This window comes from Novosphingobium sp. BL-S-19 (assembly GCF_055521675.1).
The window spans coordinates 1,131,821-1,150,053 of record NZ_CM145498.1 but is presented as its reverse complement, the minus strand read 5'-3'; the positions used below and the strand labels follow the sequence as shown (position 1 = coordinate 1,150,053).

Annotated in this window: 20 protein-coding genes; 7 read left to right on the top strand and 13 right to left on the bottom strand. The window is 64.9% G+C overall.

Annotation, left to right across the window (positions count from 1 at the left end; all coding sequences use genetic code 11):
• Positions 1 to 120 precede the first annotated feature (120 nt).
• Positions 121 to 585 carry a pyridoxamine 5'-phosphate oxidase family protein gene (locus ACZ1JV_RS13790; RefSeq protein ID WP_465137681.1) on the top strand — a complete coding sequence of 155 codons (465 nt, stop codon included), beginning with the start codon at positions 121 to 123 and terminating at the stop codon, positions 583 to 585.
• A 106-nt stretch (positions 586 to 691) separates the two neighbouring features.
• Here the strand turns inward: ACZ1JV_RS13790 and ACZ1JV_RS13785 are convergent, their stop codons facing one another.
• The 3 genes from ACZ1JV_RS13785 to ACZ1JV_RS13775 form a co-directional block, all read right to left on the bottom strand.
• Positions 692 to 1,084, bottom strand: a complete 393-nt coding sequence (locus ACZ1JV_RS13785; RefSeq protein WP_465151986.1) for a DUF2501 domain-containing protein — start codon at positions 1,082 to 1,084, stop codon at positions 692 to 694.
• Between the two features lie 121 nt (positions 1,085 to 1,205).
• Entirely contained in the window at positions 1,206 to 1,640 is a 435-nt protein-coding gene (locus ACZ1JV_RS13780; RefSeq protein ID WP_465152570.1) for a response regulator, read from the bottom strand.
• Positions 1,641 to 1,665: 25 nt separating this feature from the next.
• The gene (locus tag ACZ1JV_RS13775) at positions 1,666 to 2,340 is read right to left on the bottom strand and encodes a sigma-70 family RNA polymerase sigma factor (RefSeq protein WP_465137679.1); all 675 of its coding nucleotides are present in this window, start codon (positions 2,338 to 2,340) and stop codon (positions 1,666 to 1,668) included.
• A 482-nt stretch (positions 2,341 to 2,822) separates the two neighbouring features.
• Here ACZ1JV_RS13775 and ACZ1JV_RS13770 point away from each other — a divergent pair, with 482 nt between their 5' ends.
• Positions 2,823 to 3,623, top strand: a complete 801-nt coding sequence (locus ACZ1JV_RS13770) for a response regulator (protein WP_465151985.1) — start codon at positions 2,823 to 2,825, stop codon at positions 3,621 to 3,623.
• A 76-nt stretch (positions 3,624 to 3,699) separates the two neighbouring features.
• On the opposite strand, the gene ACZ1JV_RS13765 is transcribed toward ACZ1JV_RS13770, so the two are convergent.
• Positions 3,700 to 4,071: a PilZ domain-containing protein gene (locus ACZ1JV_RS13765; protein WP_465137677.1), complete on the bottom strand. Its 372-nt coding sequence runs from the start codon at positions 4,069 to 4,071 to the stop codon at positions 3,700 to 3,702.
• A gap of 132 nt (positions 4,072 to 4,203) precedes the next feature.
• Positions 4,204 to 5,865: a CHASE domain-containing protein gene (locus ACZ1JV_RS13760; protein WP_465151984.1), complete on the bottom strand. Its 1,662-nt coding sequence runs from the start codon at positions 5,863 to 5,865 to the stop codon at positions 4,204 to 4,206.
• A 367-nt stretch (positions 5,866 to 6,232) separates the two neighbouring features.
• Here ACZ1JV_RS13760 and ACZ1JV_RS13755 point away from each other — a divergent pair, with 367 nt between their 5' ends.
• The 3 genes from ACZ1JV_RS13755 to ACZ1JV_RS13745 all read left to right on the top strand — a co-directional run bounded on the left by ACZ1JV_RS13755 (position 6,233) and on the right by ACZ1JV_RS13745 (position 7,949).
• Complete coding sequence (locus ACZ1JV_RS13755) at positions 6,233 to 6,496, top strand: NepR family anti-sigma factor (protein ID WP_465137675.1); 264 nt, start codon at positions 6,233 to 6,235, stop codon at positions 6,494 to 6,496.
• Positions 6,489 to 7,031 (top strand): sigma-70 family RNA polymerase sigma factor, encoded by a 543-nt coding sequence (locus tag ACZ1JV_RS13750; RefSeq protein WP_465151983.1) that lies wholly within the window; start codon positions 6,489 to 6,491, stop codon positions 7,029 to 7,031. Before ACZ1JV_RS13755 ends, ACZ1JV_RS13750 begins: the two co-directional genes overlap by 8 nt.
• A gap of 138 nt (positions 7,032 to 7,169) precedes the next feature.
• Positions 7,170 to 7,949: an SDR family oxidoreductase gene (locus ACZ1JV_RS13745; RefSeq protein WP_465151982.1), complete on the top strand. Its 780-nt coding sequence runs from the start codon at positions 7,170 to 7,172 to the stop codon at positions 7,947 to 7,949.
• Between the two features lie 4 nt (positions 7,950 to 7,953).
• On the opposite strand, the gene ACZ1JV_RS13740 is transcribed toward ACZ1JV_RS13745, so the two are convergent.
• The 4 genes from ACZ1JV_RS13740 to ACZ1JV_RS13725 all read right to left on the bottom strand — a co-directional run bounded on the left by ACZ1JV_RS13740 (position 7,954) and on the right by ACZ1JV_RS13725 (position 10,486).
• Positions 7,954 to 8,880: an NAD(P)-dependent oxidoreductase gene (locus tag ACZ1JV_RS13740; RefSeq protein ID WP_465151981.1), complete on the bottom strand. Its 927-nt coding sequence runs from the start codon at positions 8,878 to 8,880 to the stop codon at positions 7,954 to 7,956.
• Positions 8,881 to 8,959: 79 nt separating this feature from the next.
• Positions 8,960 to 9,562 (bottom strand): superoxide dismutase, encoded by a 603-nt coding sequence (locus tag ACZ1JV_RS13735; protein ID WP_465137671.1) that lies wholly within the window; start codon positions 9,560 to 9,562, stop codon positions 8,960 to 8,962.
• 285 nt (positions 9,563 to 9,847) lie between these two features.
• Complete coding sequence (locus ACZ1JV_RS13730; protein WP_465137670.1) at positions 9,848 to 10,135, bottom strand: hypothetical protein; 288 nt, start codon at positions 10,133 to 10,135, stop codon at positions 9,848 to 9,850.
• A gap of 81 nt (positions 10,136 to 10,216) precedes the next feature.
• Entirely contained in the window at positions 10,217 to 10,486 is a 270-nt protein-coding gene (locus tag ACZ1JV_RS13725; protein ID WP_395394026.1) for a GlsB/YeaQ/YmgE family stress response membrane protein, read from the bottom strand.
• A gap of 454 nt (positions 10,487 to 10,940) precedes the next feature.
• Between ACZ1JV_RS13725 and ACZ1JV_RS13720 the strand changes: the two genes are divergently transcribed.
• Together ACZ1JV_RS13720 and fahA are read left to right on the top strand one after the other, a co-directional pair.
• Complete coding sequence (locus ACZ1JV_RS13720) at positions 10,941 to 11,411, top strand: TonB family protein (RefSeq protein WP_465151980.1); 471 nt, start codon at positions 10,941 to 10,943, stop codon at positions 11,409 to 11,411.
• Between the two features lie 69 nt (positions 11,412 to 11,480).
• Positions 11,481 to 12,782, top strand: coding sequence for a fumarylacetoacetase (gene fahA / locus ACZ1JV_RS13715; RefSeq protein ID WP_465151979.1), 1,302 nt, complete (start codon positions 11,481 to 11,483; stop codon positions 12,780 to 12,782).
• Positions 12,783 to 12,896: 114 nt separating this feature from the next.
• Here the strand turns inward: fahA and ACZ1JV_RS13710 are convergent, their stop codons facing one another.
• The 4 genes from ACZ1JV_RS13710 to ACZ1JV_RS13695 form a co-directional block, all read right to left on the bottom strand.
• A complete protein-coding gene (locus ACZ1JV_RS13710) occupies positions 12,897 to 14,762 on the bottom strand; it encodes a methyl-accepting chemotaxis protein (protein WP_465151978.1) in 1,866 nt (621 codons plus the stop codon).
• Between the two features lie 186 nt (positions 14,763 to 14,948).
• On the bottom strand, positions 14,949 to 15,887 hold the full coding sequence (locus ACZ1JV_RS13705) for an NAD-dependent epimerase/dehydratase family protein (protein ID WP_465137666.1): 939 nt from the start codon (positions 15,885 to 15,887) through the stop codon (positions 14,949 to 14,951).
• On the bottom strand, positions 15,884 to 17,032 hold the full coding sequence (proB, locus tag ACZ1JV_RS13700; RefSeq protein ID WP_465151977.1) for a glutamate 5-kinase: 1,149 nt from the start codon (positions 17,030 to 17,032) through the stop codon (positions 15,884 to 15,886). The genes ACZ1JV_RS13705 and proB overlap by 4 nt, the downstream gene beginning before the upstream one ends.
• Before the next feature lie 118 nt (positions 17,033 to 17,150).
• On the bottom strand, positions 17,151 to 18,095 hold the full coding sequence (locus tag ACZ1JV_RS13695) for a DMT family transporter (protein ID WP_465151976.1): 945 nt from the start codon (positions 18,093 to 18,095) through the stop codon (positions 17,151 to 17,153).
• Between the last annotated feature and the right edge of the window lie 138 nt (positions 18,096 to 18,233).

Here is an 18,233-nt window from a genome sequence, read left to right as displayed (position 1 = left end):
CGCCGGCTTTCCACGTTTGACGCGCGGGGAATTACCATGACCTTTTCTTCCCGGCCCCCTGTAATCCGGGAACGCCCCTAGTCTTCGCGGCGTTTGATCTATGACCGAGAGGAGACCGTCATGGACCACAATGTGCGCGAGACGTTCTGGAAAGCTTTTGCAATCAGCCCAGTAGCCATGATCCGGCTGGAAAATTCCCCCGGACATGCTGAACCGATGACGGCCCTGCTCGACAAGGAAGCCCATCACGCGGTCTGGTTCGTTTGCCGGCGAGACAACCGCATCGGCAAAGGCGGCCGCGCCATGGCCCAGGTCGTTACGCTGGGCCACGAAGTTTTCGCCTGTGTGGCCGGCACGCTGGTCCCCGAAACCGACCCCGCTGCGCGCGAGAAGCATTGGAACAACGCGGTAGAAAGCTGGTTTCCTGGCGGCAGACACGACCCCAACGTGGTCATGCTGCGTTTCGAGGTGGATGATGCGGAAGTCTGGACCATGGACATCGGCTTGAAGGGCCTGTTCAGGCTGGCCACCGGCGGCACGATCGATCCAGCCAGAGTGGGCGAACACGAAACCGGCGTGGTCTGAACGCGCCTATCCCGTTATTTCCAAACCAGATCGACTTGCACAAAGAGACCGTCCGGAAATTCGCGCCTTGCAAATTTCCGGAAGGTTTCTGATTTGGCACGGGTTTCTAGAGCAGCGACTTGGACTGCTTCAACACCATGTCGCAGGCCTTCTGGCGAACCTGCTTCGGCGCCTTGTCCAGCGAGAAAGTCTTGCCGTCGCTGCCGAGAATATTGCCAGCGGCGCCCGAGGTGTAGCTTGGACTATCCTGTGCAACATCGGGCTTCTTGCTGAGCGCGGAATAGACCGAATTGCCCTGCACCTGATCGGTGAGCTTGTTCTTCACGCAGTAGGACAGGACGCCCGCTGCATTACTGCCCCCGATAGAGGAGACGTCTGGCAAGGCTGAAGACATGCCAGGAATTTGACCCGAACTTTGTGTGGCTGTGGCCATCGCCATGACGGCCACAAGGGAAATCGGAATAAGCGCGATAGCGCGACGATTTTTGAACGGCTTCATGAGCAACTCCCGTCACGGAAGTGGAAAGCCCCCCACAATCTTTGCTATCAAGGCATCGACAGGCAATGGCAACCATTTCTCGACGCCAGACGCACTGGGTCAGCTGCAATGAGCCCGCCTTTCAGACTCGCTGCTGCAATGGCTCCAGTTCGCGTGGCCGCCCTGCTTCGGGACAACCCGCCAGCGCATAGGCTACCGCATTGAGTATCGCCTCGCGTGAGAACGGCTTCTGCACCACACCCACCGCTGTGGGTGCCGGACTATCGATCTGTCCGGGGTTCGCAGTGACATAAATCACCCGAGACCCGAACTTCACTGCGATCTCCCTGGCAATCGCCGGACCTGTCAATCCGTCGCGCAAGTTGAGATCGATCAGTGCGACGTCCGGAGCCACCCCCAGCGATGCAATCGAAGCTGCATCGGGATAAGTGCCCAGCACATCGTGCCCGCCATCGGAAAGGATGTCTTCCAGTTGCAGCGCCACCAGAAATTCATCCTCTACGATGAGAACTTTGGCTGCCCCCGTGACTTCCAACGCAGCCCCCCCTGAAATCATCTGGCCCAAGACACGGCATTCCTTGTCATGCGGCGAGTTCGGCATCCTCGTCGACGTTGGCGATCCTGACCAGCTCTTCGAAGAAGGCATCCACGGCGTCTCCGGTCAAGACAAAATTGTGACGGAAATCCGGGAGCTGTCCGGATTCGAGAACTTTGGCCAGCATGGCGCGGGCCCGGCAGATGCGGCTCTTCACCGTACCAAGCGCAATGCCGCAGATCCGTGCGATTTCCTCATAGGAAAGGTTGCCGGCGGCCACCAGGATCAGGGCCTCCCGATAAGTCTCGGGAATGGTGGTCAGCGCGCGCAGCACATCGGCCAGTTCCACGCTGCTTTCCTGGCTGGCTTCGGCGCAAAGGATGCGTTCAGCCGCAACCTCATCATAATCGCCATGGAAGCGGGCGCGGCGCGCCTCGCTATAGAAATGATTGCGCAGGATCGTGAACGTCCAGGCCTTGAAATTGGTGCCGGCCGCGTAGCGATCGCGTGCAGCCCAGGCGCGCAGCATGGTTTCCTGCGCAAGATCGTCCGCGCGATCGCGGCAGCCGCACAAACCGCGCGCAAATGCACGCAGGTGCGGCGCCACTTCTGCGAGCGCACGCTTGAAGTCGCGGTCGTTGAGGCGAGCCACCGGAGCAGCCTTTACCGACGCCTCGTGATGCGTCTCGGTTTCGGCCCCTGCTTCGATCGTTCCAGCCATCGCGATACCCTCCATTTTATCCGCCCACCCCGGACCAAGCCGGGATCAGTGACGGGGTAACGCAGCCAACTTGCGGAAAGTTCCCGGAAAGACGCAAATGCAAGCCACCCTGTCGCACAAGAGCACCGGACCGACGCACCGGCGGCGCCGAGCCGAAAAGGCAGATATGCGAAAAAATACGCAGAGCGTGGGAACAAGCATGCCGCAAAACGATTGAGGCCTCCGTTCACTTCTTTCGGTGAACGGAGGCCTTCGGGATCGGATCACCACCGGTTTGCGGGGGGTGGGGGAGCCAGTGGTGATGTCCGTGAAACGTGCAAACGTTTGGTTGGTTCCCGTCACGAAGCGCCGCGCGAAAAAAATTTTGATGTTGCCCTGCCCTCCCGCGGTTGCCAGACATTGCAACGTGGTCGGGGTGCAAAACCGGTTTCGCCGGGTAAGAATACAACGGGAACCATTGTTCCAGGAGCCGAGGAATTTCGATGTCCGTCTCTGACCAGATCGCATCCCAACTGCCCTACCTGCGCCGCTACGCGCGTGCGCTGACCGGCTCTCAGCATTCGGGCGACGCCTATGTCCGCACCACGCTGGAGGCCGCGCTTGCGGACCGCGCGCTGCGCGAGGAGATCGCCCAGAGCCGCGCCGCACTCTACGCCAGCTTCACCCGCATCTGGGCGACCGGGCATGTCGAGGATCCCTCACCGCTGCTTTCCGCCGATGTGGAAGGCGCCGAACAGGCGGCCCAGACGCGGCTCGCCCGCGTTGCGCCGACGCATCGGCAGGCCCTGCTGCTGACCACCGTGGAAGAATTCTCTCGCGAAGAGACGGCCGCCATCCTGGGCGTCACGCCGGAAGAGGTGGATGCGCTGGTCATGCAGGCGGTGATCGAAATCGAAAGCGAAAGCACGACCGACGTGCTGATCATCGAGGATGAGCCGCTGATTTCGATGCAGCTGGAAGGCCTGGTGACCGAGCTTGGCCACAATGTGGTCGGCACCGCTGCCACGCACGCCCAGGCGCTGCAGATCTTCGAGCGGAGCCCTGCCGGGCTGGTGCTGGCCGATATCCAGCTGGCCGACGGCAGTTCGGGGATCGATGCGGTGGAAGATCTGCTGCGCTTCGGCGACGTGCCGGTGATCTTCATCACCGCCTATCCGGAACGCCTGCTGACCGGTGAACGGCCGGAGCCGACCTACCTCGTCACCAAGCCGTTCCAGGAAGCCACGGTGCGGGCGGCGATCAGCCAGGCGCTGTTCTTCGCGCCGGGCCGCACTTTGGCCTGACATCCCCGGGGCCTGACATCCATCGGCGGCCTGACATCCATCGGGAAATCCGTCGCTTGCGGATTTCCCGATCTTTTCAGTACAGCGCCGGGCGTTCACCCGCGTCGATCGGGGGCAGCACCCTGCCGAACCGGTCACGCGGAGCCTGCGCCTCAAAATCGAGTTCGGGCGGATTGAAGCCCAGATGGCGGACCACCGCTTCATGAAGCGGCGTATCGAAGCGAACGCCGGCGCAGCCGTCGTGAGCCCATACCACCAAACCGCTGCTCCGCTGAATGCCGCCGAAGGAAACTTCGACCGCGTCCCCCACCGTCATCGGCAGTTGCGCGACGTCGAGCATCCCACCGCCGACCGAGAGGTTGTAGAGGAAAACGCTGCCGATCCGCTCCCCGACGCGGCACTCTACCTTCTTTTCCACGATATGCCGGTTCCAGGCACGCGAATCCATGATTTGACCCCCCGAAGAACTCGTTCGGGGACGGATTACAGGCCGTTCACTTAAATAAGAGTGAAATAATACGAAAGAACGAGCCCCACAAAACCGCGTAGCATTGCTCTATTGCGGGCACCGGGCGCCTCGTTATCGGCGCTCATTGCGAAGCGCGAATTCGCGACTGGAACGAACCGGCACTTTCAGACGGCACTCCACGCCGGCGGGCAGGAATGCCAAGTCTACTTCCGCCTTCAACTCGTGCGCCACGATCTTTTCGATCAGGTCGCGGCCGAAGCCGCGCTTTGCGGGCTCGCTCACCACCGGTCCACCTTCTTCGCGCCAGTGAACCACCGCGAGTTCCGGCGTCACGATCGACCAGTTGACGTGGATCCGCCCCTCGGCCCGCGTCAGCGCGCCGTACTTGGCGGCGTTGGTGGCCAGTTCATGGATCGCCAGCCCCAGCGACATCGCATCGTTGGGGGCCAGCTTGATGTCGGGGCCCGACATTTCGACATGCCGCTCGCTGCCTTCCATGTAGGGAGCAAGCTCGGAGCGGACCACATCGCCCAGCGCCGCGTGCCGCCAATCCGACTGCGAAAGCAGGTCGTGCGTGGCCGACAGGGCGCGAATACGCGCGGTCAGGCTGTCGGTGAAATCGTCGATATCGGTTGCCCGCCGCCGCGTGAGCGCGGCGATCGACAGAACGTTGGCCAGCGTGTTCTTCACCCGGTGGTTGAGTTCGCGGGTCAACGAATTGCGGATCGCCGCCTGCCCCTGCAGCCATTCCAGCACGCGCCGGTCCTCCGCCGCGCGGCGTGTGATGAAGCGTCCGATCGCCATGACCATCAGCGAGGTGAGCGCCCCGAAGAACAGCGTGATGCGCGATGCGGTGGACAGCAGCCCCACTTTGCGATCGCTGATCGCCACCACCCAGACATGGCTTCCCACGTCGATCTTGCGCTCCATCGCCGGCCCGGTCAGCCCATCGGTCTGCCGCTCCGCCAACAGGTTCTCTGGTGCTACCGAACCGTCGTAGACCGCCACGTCGATCTGATCGTTGCGATAGAGTTCGGATGCCGATGTCAGGAACTGTTCGGCACGGAACGGGCTATAGACGAAACCCTTCACCTGCCGGTGGCCGGCACCGCCGACTATGATCGGCATGTAGATCAGGAACCCCGCCGTCGCCGGCTTGCCCATGTCCTGTACAAGCTGCACCTTGCCGGAAGCCACCGGCTTGCCCAGCGCCATTGCCCGCTCCATCGCCGCCCTGCGCGTGGGATCGGAGAACATGTCATAGGCCATCGCCGTCCGGTTGGCAGTGTCCTGCGGTTCGAGATAGACGATCGGCGTCGCATATTCCTGCCCGACGCCGGGACGCGGATGGACCAGCCAATCGGGGTCTCGCCTCTCCTGGATGGCCACTTCCAGTTCGGAAAGATGGTCCACCGGCACCAGCGGAGCCCAGCCCATACCCAACGAACCGTAAAGATTGCCCTTGCCCTGCAGATCCTGAGCAAAGGCGCGGAACTGCTCCTCGCTGACATCCTGCTGGCTGGCGAACAAGGCGCCGCCCGCCCGCAGCAGGGCGATATTCTCGGTCACCCGGCGCTCCAGCGCTGATGCGATCTCGGTAAGGTTGCGGTCCAGTTCCACGCGGCGGGTCTGGCGATCCGCCCGCTCGATGGCCATAACCGATACCGCCGTCGTGATCGACGCGATCACGAAGAGCAGGAAGGGCCACCCGCGCGGATACTTGTGAAACCACGCTTGCTTCTGGACCCTGTCCAGCAGAGCCTGGTCAATCACCCGGAAATCCCCGCAGTTTCAAATCCGGTTCCCGATAAGCGTGCGCGGCGCAAACGACAATGTGAAAGGAATACCCGGGGGCGCATCTGGCAAGTCATCGCATGTCAGGGAACCATGAGCGGGGCGGTTTGTTCCAGCCAAAACGATGCTTGCCCTTCATGATCCGTTCACGACGTTCAGATTTGCGGAAATGCCATCGTCTCGCCCGGACCGCGCTTCGGCTGGCGAGACGTCCCGCATCCTCGGTTCGGCGCGCAGGACGGACCGATCATGCCCGGCAAGCAGTTTTCCAGGCCGGCAGGCGGGAAAGCGGTCTTGACCGCATACCGCTCTGCACGCAAGTGCGCAGTTCGAAAGGGAGTTTGCATTGAATCAGCCTCCAGAACAAGGCAAGCCGGACGAGCCCGGAATGCCACCGGAAACCGCCCCCGATGCGCCGCGCGCCATCGGTCTTGGCGCCGAAGGTGGCATGACCGGCAGCGTCGGCGGAACCGCCCCGGCCGGAGCCGGGCCGGGCGAGCCTGGCTGGGCCAAGGGGCTGAGAAAGCTGTACAACTCCGTGGTTGAAGAGCCGCTTCCGGACAGCTTTACGGATCTCCTCCGAAAGCTCGATGGAAGCGACGATGACTGACCGGCTGCGCGTCTCGCCCGCCGAGCAGGCCTTTCGCACTGAATTGCTGGGCGTGCTGCCGCACTTGCGCGCCTTTGCCCGCGGGCTTTCGGGCAGGCCCGATTTTGCCGACGATCTGGTGCAGGAAGCGCTGATCAAGGCGTGGACGGCGCGCGATCGCTATACGCCCGGCACCAATATGCGGGCCTGGACTTTCGCCATCCTGCGCAATCATTACCTGTCGGAACTGCGCAAGAGCCGCCGCCAGACCGACCTGGACGAGGGCACGGCCGAGCGCCTGCTGGTGATGGAGGCCGATCAGGAAAGCCCCCTGCACCTTGGCGATATGGAAACGGCCCTGCAAAAGCTGGCGCCGGAGCGGCGCGAAGCCGTGCTTCTGGTCGGTGCTTCGGGTTTCAGCTATGAGGAAGCCGCCGATATTGCTGGCTGCCCGATCGGCACGATGAAAAGCCGCGTCGCCCGCGCGCGCGGCGATCTGGCGCGACTGTTGGACGGTGATCCCGAACAAATCGCGAAAGCGCGCCGGCCGGAATAACGCGCCCCGCAGCAGTCGATCGAACTGCTGCGGCGCGCCATTCGATTTTTGCAGTGGCTCTTTCCCGCGCTTGCCCGCACCTACCCGCCCGACTAGGCCGCCAGCCTAAGCCGAGCGCCTGACATCGGGGAGAAGAGCATGGATCTCGGCATATCGGGACGCAAGGCGATCGTCTGCGCATCCTCACGTGGGCTGGGGCTTGCCTGTGCCACCTCGCTGGCGCGCGAGGGTGTGGAAGTATGGATCAACGGCCGCGATGCAGGGCGGCTGGACGAAGCCGCCGATCACATCGCCGCCGCCACCGGCGCGCAGGTCCATCGCGTGCTCGGGGACATGAGCCGTGCCGAAGGCCGCGCCGCCCTGCTCGCCGCCTGTCCCGATCCCGACATTCTGGTCAACAACAACCACGGCCCCCGCTCGGGCCGGCTCGCGGATCTGGAACCGGCCGACTGGGAGGCCGCGGTTGCCGCCAACATGATCGCGCCGATCGAAATGATGCGCGCGGTGCTGCCCGGCATGCGCGCGCGTCGCTTCGGGCGAGTGGTCAACATCACTTCCGCCCAAGTGAAATCGCCGACGGTAGACATGGGCCTGTCGGTCGCCGCGCGCGCCGGGCTTATGGCGATGACCAAGTCCGCGCAGGCCGAATGCGTGGCGGACAACGTCACGATCAACAACCTGCTGCCCGGCCCCTTCCGCACCGATCGGCTGATGGAACTGGCCCGGCGCCGTTCCGCCGCCGAAGGAATCGATATCGAGGAAGCCTTTGCCCGGATCGGCCGACGCGGCCCGGCAGGGCGCATCGGCGATCCAAGCGAGTTCGGAGATGCCTGCGCCTTCCTGTGCGCGGCGCAGGCCGGATTCATCTCCGGCCAGCACCTGGCACTGGACGGCGGCGCCTACACCGGACTGATCTGAGCGATCATCCCTTGGCCTGTTCGATCGTGAAATCCGCCATCGAGGCCCAGTCACGCGCGGCATAGCCGCCCTCCACCGTCGCACCCATCTGGGCATGCACGGCATCAAGCATCGGCAGGTGGCCTTGCGTGCCCGGCGCCGTCTCGGCCGCGAGTTCCTTGGCAAGACGCAAGTCCTTCAGGCCCAGGGTCGCCTTGAAGCCGGGCTCGTACTTGCCCTCTGCAATGATGCCCGAATAGTTCTGGTAGATGCGACCGCCGAACAGCGTACCGGTCAGCAGGTCGAACAGCGCTTCACGCTCCACGCCCAGCCCCTCGGTCAGCACAACGGCCTCGGCCATGCCTTCGATGGCCATGGTGATCAGCATGTTGCAGGCAATCTTGGCAGCATTGGCGCGCGGCGCTTCCTCGCCCATGTCCCACACTTTGCCGGCGATTGCCGCGAACACGGGATCGAGCCCGCCGCGAAGGGCAGAGGGGCCGCCAAGGATCACGTTGAGCTGCCCCGCCGCCGCCACGTCCGGCCGGCCAAGCACCGGGGCCGACAGGTACCCCACGCCCGCCGCTTCGTGCCGCTCGACCAGTTCACGCGCGAAGGCGACCGAGATGGTCGAGCAGACGAGATGGACCACGCCCTGCGGCGCCCCGTCCAGCACGCCGCTGTCCAGCAGGACGTCACGGATCGCGCCGTCTTCCGAAAGCATCGTCAACACCACATCGCTGGCGAAGGCTTCGGCCGGGGTGGAAACCATCTCCACACCCTCCACCGTGCCGCCCGAACGGTTCCACGCACGCACACGGTGCCCTGCCTTCGCCAGATTGCGCGCCATCGCGCTACCCATCGCGCCCAGCCCGATGAATCCGATATCCATGTCAGAAATGTCCTTTTGAGGGGAAGCAAGCGATGAGCGCAGGATCGCCCCTGCCCTCACCGCTTAATCCGGAAAATGCGAAAGGGCCGGACCGCCCGTGGCGACCCGACCCTTTCATAAACCTGCGACGAGGCTTGGCTTACGCCGGGTAGGTCCAGGCCGTGCCACGGTCGAAGTTTTCGCCCGCGAAGTCCCAGTTGATCAGGTTCTCAAGCACGGCCTTCACATAGGCCGGGCGCTTGTTCATCTGGTCGATGTAGTAGGCGTGCTCCCACACGTCGATGGTGAGCAGCGGGTTCACATCGGTGGTGATCGGGCAGCCGGCGTCATGGGTCGAGATGACCTTGAGCGTGCCGCCGTCGACGACCAGCCAGGCCCAGCCCGAAGCGAAGTGGTTCACCGCTTCGTTCGAAAGCGCTTCCAGCAGCGCGTCGAGCGAACCGAAGTCCTTTTCGATAGCAGCGGCCAGCGCACCGCTCGGCGCGGTCTTGGTCGGGCTCATCGAGTACCAGTAGAAACCGTGGTTCCAGATCTGCGCCGCGTTGTTGAACATCGGGCCCGATGCCGACTTGGTGATTTCCTCAACCGACTTGTCGGCGTTGGGCGTGCCTTCGATGGCAGCGTTCAGCTTGTCGACATAGGTCTTGTGGTGGGCGCCGTGGTGGATTTCCAGCGTCTTGGCCGAGATATGCGGTTCGAGAGCGTCCTGCGCATAGGGCAGCGGCATCAGGGAAATGGTCATGGCTGTCTTCCTGTTTCGGTTATCGAGAACGTGGTTCAGATCATCTGGCCGTCCCCCGCGCGCCGACAAACGGCGGTGGACTCATCAAACGGGTCGCGGGCTATGTCTGTCTTATTGCCCGACAATTCAAGCACGGATTGTCGGGCAAAACGAAGGCACCGTGCAAAGCCCCCGTTGTACCGCGAAAACGACAAAGGATGGCGGCATGGCCGCCATCCTTTCCTTTGCCCATTTGGCCCGATGCTTCCGATGGAAGCCCAGCGCCCGGCACCAGCGCAATCGCTTTTATTGCGGGTGCTGGGCAGTCTCGTTGTCCGCCTTGTTTTCCAGCGCATCGGACTTGGCCTCACCCGCCTTTTCGACGGCATCCGCCTTGGCGTCCATGGCATCGGCGGCGGCGCCGGTCATCTGGTCGGCCTGGTCGTGCATGGCGTCGGCCGCGTTGTCGGACGACTGCTCGACCGCGTCGGCCTGCTTCTCGGTAGCGTCGTCCGCCTTGTTGTTGCAGGCGGCAAGGCCAAGCGAGGCGGCGGCAATCGCCGCAACGGCGGCGGTCATACGGATCGGTTTCATAGGCTTTGCATCCTTTCCCTGTTTATCGCTCCGGAGAGGGTTCGCTCCTGAGAGCCGGGCCCTCTCCGGTCACCGTTGGACTCAGCGGATTGAGCCGCGGCGGAAGAGGTTGACGATCGCCAGCAGGATCACCGCACCCAGGAACGAGGCGAACAGCGACATGATATCGAACGCGCCGCTGGTAATCGGTGCGCCGCCGATCAGCGGGGTGATCAGAACGCCTGCAATCAGCGCGCCCACGACGCCGACGACGACGTTGAGGAAAAGCCCTTGCTGCGCATCGGTGCGCATCAGGATCGAAGCGAGCCAGCCGATTACGCCGCCGACCACCAGAATGAGAAGAAGAGTCATTGTTGCATCTCCGTAATGGGTCGTAGTGATCAGGATAACGGGCTGGCGAAGCGGCGGTTCCTGCACGCCTGCAACATTTTGTCGTATTCAGACCGACTTCAGCAATTGGCGAACCCAGCGAAACCAATTGGGTCGGCAACTTGTTCCATGGGACATGAGGCAGCCGTACGACAGATCGCATAACCCCCTTGCGGCCTTGGCATCGGCGGCGGTCGTGGCGGCGGGATTCGTGGGTTTGCTGCATGGGCTTACCCTGCGAATGCCCCCCGTCGGCGCCGATGCCGCGCTGGTGGCGATCGTTACCGTGCCGGAAGCCTCTCCGCCGCCACCTCCACCACCTCCTCCTCCTCCTGTGCCAGCACCAGCCCGGCATAACGGATCCAAAGCAGCCTCGGCCCCATCGGCCCCTGTGGGTGCCAGGGGCGCCCCGGTCGTCGCCCCCGCAGCGCCCCTTGTGCTGGCTCCTTCGCCGCCCATCACGACCGCGCCCGTGGCCGGTACCGGCGGCACGGGATCAACGGGCACGGGAAGCGGCGCCGGGGGCAGCGGCCATGGATCGGGCGGGGGCGGGGGCGGGGGCGGTGGCGATGGCGGCGGTGCAGGCGGAGGCGGCGTCAACGCCGGCGTCGCCACCCAGCCTCGGCAGGTTTCGGGACGCATGCTCTATTCGGACTTGCCCCCGGACTTGCGCAAGGCCCGGGCGGGCGCCGAGATCACCGTGCGTTATCGCATTGGCGTCGATGGGCTGGTCAGCGGTTGCACGGTGATCACCTCCAGCGGCCGACCCGATCTCGACGCCGCCACTTGCGACCATATTTCCCGCCGGTTTCGCTTCCGTCCGGCCCGTGATGCATCGGGGCATCCGATCCCCTTCGTCATGACCGAGACGCAAGGATGGAATAACACGGCGCAACAATCTGATTGAATGGCCGTGACCTTGCCCAATCCAGCGGCTACAGACGCTGCACGAATAATCGCGAAAGAGAGGAAACCCATGCCCCCCGTCGACCGCACCCACGCGCCCGCGCTGCGTTCTTGGGTGGAAAGCGCCAACAGCCATCGCGATTTCCCGATCCAGAACCTGCCGCTGGGCGTGTTTTCCCGTCCCGATGAAACCCCACGCGGCGGCATGGCGATTGGCGACTGGATTCTCGACCTCGCCGCCCTGGCGCAAACCGGCCTGCTTGAGGGCGAGGCGCTCGCCGCGGCGCAGGCGGCATCGGGCGATAGCCTGAACCCGCTGCTGGCGATGGGCTCCGACCCGCGCATGGCACTGCGCCACCGCGTTTCGGCATTGCTCGCAGAAGGCGCGGTCGAGCGTGAGGCCGTGGAGCCGCTGCTGGTGCCGATGCACCAAACCACACTGCACTTGCCCGCCCGCATTGGCGACTACACGGACTTCTACGTGGGCATCCACCACGCGACCAATATCGGCACGCTGTTCCGGCCCGACAATCCACTGCTGCCCAATTACAAGCACGTGCCCATCGGCTATCACGGCCGTGCTTCCACCGTGCGCCCCAGCGGTGCGCCGGTGATCCGTCCGCAGGGCCAGACCAAGGCGCCGGACGCCGAGGGGCCCTCGTTCGGACCGATCAAGCGGCTCGACTACGAGTTGGAAGTGGGCGTGTGGATGGGCTCGGGCAACGAACTGGGCCAGCCGATCCCGATCGCGCAGGCACTGGACCATGTGGCCGGCCTGACCCTGCTCAACGACTGGTCCGCCCGCGATGTGCAGGCCTGGGAATACCAGCCGCTCGGGCCGTTCCTGTCCAAAAGCTTCCTCACCACCGTTTCCCCCTGGCTGGTGACGATGGAGGCCCTCGCCCCGTTCCGCACCGCGCAGCCGCCGCGCCCGGCCGGCGATCCCCGGCCGCTGCCCTATCTTTGGGATGACGCGGATCAGGCAGAGGGCGCGTTTTCGCTGGAACTGGAAGTTTTCCTCTCCACCGCCCAAATGCGCCAAGCCGGCATGCCCCCGGTGCGCCTGAGCCACGGCCCTGCCGCGAACATGTACTGGACCGTCGCCCAGATGGTGACCCATCACGCATCGAACGGCTGTGCGATGAATACGGGGGACCTGCTGGGCACCGGCACGATCTCCGGCCCCGAAGACGGCACGCAGGGCAGCCTGATGGAGATCACCCGCGCCGGTCGCCAGCCCATCACGCTGCCTACGGGCGAGACCCGCACCTTCCTGGAAGATGGCGACGAACTGACCCTCGCCGGCCGCTTCAATGCCGAAGGTGCGGTGTCGATCGGGTTCGGTCCCTGCATCGGCGTGATCCAGGGATAGGGCGGAAAAGCCCTAGAGCATTTTCTAATCAGGTGGAAACACCTGATGACTCGGAAAATGCGCCAAACCAAAACCTTAGAGCAGTCCATCCGACGCAGTCGGGTGGGTACTGCTCTAGAACTCCGACCAATCAGCCTCGTCGGACGGCGCAAGCGCCGCTGGCGAGGCTGATGGAGGGGGCAGGACGGCACGCGGCATCGGTTTCGATTGCGGGGTGGACGCCGGAAGGGCACGACCCGCAAGCGCCCGGCGCGGCGCGGCGAACGCCACCACGCTGCCCTCGCCGATCCGGAACCCGTCCACCAGATCGGCCAGCCTGTCCGCCTCCGCAGCAAGACTGCGCGCAGCGGCCGTCGCCTGCTCTACCATAGCGGCGTTCTGCTGGGTCACCACGTCCATCTGGCCGACGGTATTTTCCGTCTGGCGCAAGCGCTCGGCCTGCACGGAGGAGTCCTGCGCAATTCGGGTGACGACATCGGTCGCGGTATCGATCCGGGCAATGATCGCGTCCAGCGCCTGCCCCGTCCGCCGCACCATGTCGGCTCCGGCGGAAACTTGTGCGGAACTCGCCTCTATCAACCGACGAATGTCCTTCGCGGCATCGGCCGATCGCTGCGCCAGAGCGCGAACCTCCGTCGCCACCACGGCAAAGCCCTTGCCCGCCTCCCCCGCACGCGCGGCCTCCACGCCGGCGTTAAGCGCCAGCAGGTTGGTCTGGAAGGCAATGGCGTCGATCACCGCGATAATGCTGCCGATCTCCGCCGTAGACCCTTCGATCTGCGCCATTGCGCCCACCGCCTGCCCTACCACTGCGCCGCCCCGCCGGGCCTCGCTGACCGCCGCATCGACGCCGCGCCGGGCCTCTGCCGCGCCGTCTGCCGTCACTTGCAGCGCTTGCGACAATTCGCGCACGGCCTGGGCAGTCGTGCCGATCTCTGTGGCATGGAGTTCGGTACGGCGCGCCAAGTCGTCCGACGCATGGCTGATTTCCCCTGCCCCGGCGCGGATCGTCTGGGTCGACGCGGCCACCGACTGCATCGCCTGCCGAAGCCGCGACGCGGTGACGTTGAAATCGTCCCGCAACCCGCAATAGGCCGGGGCCAGTGGTGGCAGTTCAACGGTGAGATCGCCGCCCGCCATGCCTTTCAGCCGATCGCCAACCAGTTCGATCATCTCCCCCGTCTCGGCATTGGCCTGCGCCCGCGCCGCCAGTGCTTCACGCAACCGCGCAGCGGCCCGGGCGAGATCGCCGATCTCGTCGTCCCGCTCGCGATAGGGAATGTGCAGATCGAACTGGCCCGCCTCGATATCGGCGATGGTCCGGCACAGGCTGCCCAGTTCCTCGCTGATGCTGGATCGGATTGCACGGGCGAACAGATAGGAAATCACGCCAGAGGCCACCGCCAGGCCGACCGTGATCGCCATGATCCGCAGTAGCACCGCACGCTGGTCCGCCGCGATCGTGTCGCTACGCGCAATGGCCGGGGTGCGGATCTTCTCGATGGCATCGTCGACCTCGTTGCCATGCGCGATGATCCCGGCGAGCACCTGTGGCGACGGCTTCGGCCCGGCAAAGGCGGCCGCAACGGTTTCGTCATAGCCCTTCGCCAGCCCGGACATTCGCTCGAACGGCGCGATCTCGTCCGGTTCCAACCGCTTACGGGTCTGCGCCATCGACGAAGCCAGATCGCGGGCATTGCCCTTCCAGCCCTGCTCGGTCGCCGTAGTGCCGATCAGGGCATGGCGAAACACATCGCGTTCGAGCGAGGCGAAGTCCTTTTCCAGCAGAACGGCATAGAGCGCCTGATCCGATGTCCTGTCGTCCAAGGCGTTGATGCGCAGCGATTCCACCGAACCGACGACCGCCGTCGCCACCAGGCACAGCCCCAAGGCAACCGCGACCATCGCCTGTATCGACAGCCGGCGCCTGATCGATTGCCGCCGCAGCCAGCCGCTGCCCTGCCCGGACGCGAAATCCATCCCTGAACCCTTTCACTGCCACCGCCTGCGGTAGAGGCGCAACGTGAAGATCGGGATGCAGGTGGACTAAGCGTTGCTCCGGATCAGAGCATTGTCCAATCAGGCGGAATCACCCGATGACTCGGAAAATGCGGCAAACCAGAAGCTTGCAGCGGTTGATCCGATGCAATCGGATCGCAAGCCGCTCTAGAGCCAGCCTTCGCCGCGATACCATTCGGCGGTGGCGCGCAGCCCGTCCTCGGTGGCGATCCGGGGCTGCCACAAGGTTTCGGGCACGCGCGCCTCTGCACCCACCACCCAGTCAGGGTGGCTGAAATAGGAAGCGCGATCGGGCGTCATCTTGGCATTGGCGCCGCGCAGGAAGTTGTCCGCCTTGGCCACCATCATCAGCACGCCGCGCGAAAGGCCGACGACGCGCACGCGCTTGCCCACGGCGATACCGATGGCGCGTGCCGTTTCGGCATGGCTCCAGCCGTTCGGGCGGCCATCGTCGGGCTCCACGATGCGGCCGGTGACAGGCTCGCCCGCCGGCACCAGCGCCACCAGCAGCCGCGCCAGATCCTCGACATGGATCATCGACGCACGGCCATGCCCGGGCACCGGCACCACGCCCCAGCGGGCGGCGCGAAACAGTTCGAACATTTCCTTGTCGCGCGGGCCATAGATCGCCGGCGGACGCACGATCGTCCACTCCAGCGGGCTCGCCATAACCAGCTTTTCCGCCCGCGCCTTGGAGGCGCCATAGGCCGAAAGCTGCGGCTCCCGCGCGGAGAGCGACGAAACGTAGATGAACCGGGCAATGCCCTTCACCACCGCCGTCTCGATCAGGTTCAGCGTGCCGGCGACGTTGCCCGCCTCGAACCCGGCGGCATCGGGCGCGTTGACCACGCCGGCGACATGGACGATCGCCTCCGCCCCGCGCGTCAGTAGCGAGAGCGATGCGGTATCGCGCAGTTCGCCGCGCACCCAGGTGACATGCGGATCGAGCAGCGGGTTCGGCCCCTGCTCGCGCCGGGTAAGCGCGCGCACGTGATAGCCGGCGCGCACCGCCTCCTCGATCACGGATTGGCCGACGAAGCCGGTGGCGCCGGTAAGCGCGATTACGGGACGGTCGCTCTGGTTCATGCTCTTTCCGGTCGGGCCTTCAGTACCATCTGGTCGCGGTGGACCACGGACGAGCGCGGGGCATAGCCAAGCACGGCTGCCTGTTCGCTCGAATGAAGCCCCTTGATCGCCGCGCATTCCCCCGCGGCATATTCGGACAGGCCGTGCGCGATCACGTGGCCGCGCGCGTCGGTAACGGCAATGGCGTCGCCGCGATCGAACGCGCCGTCCACGGCGGTAACGCCCTTGGCCAGCAGGCTGGAGCCGCGCAGCAGCGCCGCCACCGCGCCGTCGTCCACGTGGATCGTGCCGGTAAGCCGCAGGCGCCCGCCCAGCCAGGCCTTACGTGCGCCGGCTTTACCCAGCGGCAGGAACAGCGTGCCGACGTTGCCGGCAACGATCCGTTCGATCGGCCGCTCCACCTGTCCATTGCCGATCACCATGGCGATTCCGGCCAGTTCGGCAATCTCGGCCGCCTGAAGCTTGGAAATCATCCCGCCCGAACCCATGCCGGAATTCGATTCCGCGCTGGCCATGGCGCGCACTGCCGGGGTGATGCCTTCCACTACCGGGATCATCGCCGCGCCGGACAGCTTGGGATGGCGATCGTAAAGCCCGTCGATATCGGAAAGCAGCACCACTGCGTTCGCCTGCGCCGCCTGGGCGACGCGCGCAGCAAGGCGATCGTTGTCGCCGAAGCGGATTTCCTCGGTCGCCACCGAATCGTTTTCGTTGATCACCGGCACCGCGCCCGCATCGAGCAGGCGGCCGAGCGTGGCGGTTACGTTCAGGTAACGACGGCGCTCCTCCAGATCCTCCAGCGTCAGCAGCATCTGCGCGGCGGTAAGGCCATGCGTGCCAAGCAGCTCGGCCCAGAGGCCGGACAGCGCGATCTGCCCCACGGCGGCGCTGGCCTGCGCATCGGCCAGCGATCCGCGCCCGCCCTTTTCCAGCCCCAAAGTCGCCGCCCCCAGCGCGATCGCGCCGGATGAGACAACGATGACCTGCTGCCCGCGTCCACGCGCGGCGGCGATCTCTTCCACCAGAGCCGTCAGCCAGGCGCGGCGAACGCCGCCGGTTCCCACAAGCAAGGCGGAGCCCACCTTGACGACAAGGCGGGGGCACAAGCTGGGATCGGCAAGGTCTGTCAAGCGTGCGATGGGCATTTGCGGCTAGCCTCTAGGAGAAATGCCGCGCGCTGAAAAGCGCTCGCTTGCGAAACAGTCCGCGCCCTGTCCCGCGATAGGAACGATGGGCCGAATGCGAGGGCGATAGACAGGCGCGTCAGCCGGTTACGGCACGTCGCGCCTTGCGCGCGCGGAACATCTCGTGGCCGCTGACCAGCAGGATTCCGGCAATCACCATGACCGCACCGGCGATGAAGGCCGGCTCCAGCCGCTCGCCCAGCAGCACCACGCCGAAAGCCACGCCGAACAGGGGCGTCATGAACGAAAGCACGCCCAGACGCGACGCCAGATAGACGCGCAACATGCCGAACCACACCAGCAGGCTCACCAGCGAGACGCCGATAGTCTGAAACGCAAAGCTCACCCCCAGCAGCGGCGTGATCGTGACATGCGTCTGTCCGGTCGCCAGCGCCAGAACCGCCAGCAGCACGAAAGCGCCCAGAAGCTGGTAGAGCGTCGTCACCGTGCTCGGCGCGTGGGAGAGCTTGGAAAAGCGCAGCGTCAACGTCGTCGCGCCCCAGGATGCGCCGGCACCGACGCCCATGAGATCGCCGATCCAGGCCGAACCGTGCTGCGGCCCGCCACTCGCACCGCCCAGAAAGGACACTGCCACCCCGGCAAAGGCCGTGGCGATGCCCAGCCACTGCAACGAGCTCAGCCGCTCTTCAGGCAAGCGAAAATGCAGCCCCAGCGCGGTGAAGATCGGGGCGGTGTAGAGAAATATGCCCATGTGCGAGGCACTGGTGAAACGCAGCCCTTCACCCATGAACAAGTATTCGAGCGCAAACAGCACGCCGATCGCAAGACCCGCCTTCCACGTGCCGCCACGCAGCGCATGGGCCTCGCCGCGCAGGAATACCAGCGCAGCGATCACCACGGCAGCAAGCCCCGAACGCAGCGAGATCTGCAATACCGGCGCCATGTCCGGCGCGGCCGCCTTCAGCGCCGTCTGCTGCATCCCCCAGATCGCACAGAGCCCGACCATCATCATGGCCGCGCGCCCGTCCACGGGCCTGCGCTGGTTTACGTTCGAATCCGTCATGGCCGGTGCCTTAAATCTGCCATTTCACGCGATCCATCTGGATCGCGGACATCCCGCGCGCCTGACCAAGCGCCGCTGTCAGGGTGGACCTGCCGCTGTTGGACGGCCCCGATAATGCAGATGCGCAACCCCAGATCG

Excerpts from the sequence above, each read along its gene's own strand:
- ACZ1JV_RS13790 (WP_465137681.1), top strand. The coding sequence starts at position 121 with ATGGACCACAATGTGCGCGAGACGTTCTGGAAAGCTTTTGCAATCAGC.
- ACZ1JV_RS13785 (WP_465151986.1), bottom strand. The coding sequence starts at position 1,084 with ATGAAGCCGTTCAAAAATCGTCGCGCTATCGCGCTTATTCCGATTTCC.
- ACZ1JV_RS13780 (WP_465152570.1), bottom strand. The coding sequence starts at position 1,640 with ATGATTTCAGGGGGGGCTGCGTTGGAAGTCACGGGGGCAGCCAAAGTT.
- ACZ1JV_RS13775 (WP_465137679.1), bottom strand. The coding sequence starts at position 2,340 with ATGGCTGGAACGATCGAAGCAGGGGCCGAAACCGAGACGCATCACGAG.
- ACZ1JV_RS13770 (WP_465151985.1), top strand. The coding sequence starts at position 2,823 with ATGTCCGTCTCTGACCAGATCGCATCCCAACTGCCCTACCTGCGCCGC.
- ACZ1JV_RS13765 (WP_465137677.1), bottom strand. The coding sequence starts at position 4,071 with ATGGATTCGCGTGCCTGGAACCGGCATATCGTGGAAAAGAAGGTAGAG.
- ACZ1JV_RS13750 (WP_465151983.1), top strand. The coding sequence starts at position 6,489 with ATGACTGACCGGCTGCGCGTCTCGCCCGCCGAGCAGGCCTTTCGCACT.
- ACZ1JV_RS13745 (WP_465151982.1), top strand. The coding sequence starts at position 7,170 with ATGGATCTCGGCATATCGGGACGCAAGGCGATCGTCTGCGCATCCTCA.
- ACZ1JV_RS13735 (WP_465137671.1), bottom strand. The coding sequence starts at position 9,562 with ATGACCATTTCCCTGATGCCGCTGCCCTATGCGCAGGACGCTCTCGAA.
- ACZ1JV_RS13730 (WP_465137670.1), bottom strand. The coding sequence starts at position 10,135 with ATGAAACCGATCCGTATGACCGCCGCCGTTGCGGCGATTGCCGCCGCC.
- ACZ1JV_RS13725 (WP_395394026.1), bottom strand. The coding sequence starts at position 10,486 with ATGACTCTTCTTCTCATTCTGGTGGTCGGCGGCGTAATCGGCTGGCTC.
- fahA (WP_465151979.1), top strand. The coding sequence starts at position 11,481 with ATGCCCCCCGTCGACCGCACCCACGCGCCCGCGCTGCGTTCTTGGGTG.
- ACZ1JV_RS13710 (WP_465151978.1), bottom strand. The coding sequence starts at position 14,762 with ATGGATTTCGCGTCCGGGCAGGGCAGCGGCTGGCTGCGGCGGCAATCG.
- ACZ1JV_RS13705 (WP_465137666.1), bottom strand. The coding sequence starts at position 15,887 with ATGAACCAGAGCGACCGTCCCGTAATCGCGCTTACCGGCGCCACCGGC.
- proB (WP_465151977.1), bottom strand. The coding sequence starts at position 17,032 with ATGCCCATCGCACGCTTGACAGACCTTGCCGATCCCAGCTTGTGCCCC.
- ACZ1JV_RS13695 (WP_465151976.1), bottom strand. The coding sequence starts at position 18,095 with ATGACGGATTCGAACGTAAACCAGCGCAGGCCCGTGGACGGGCGCGCG.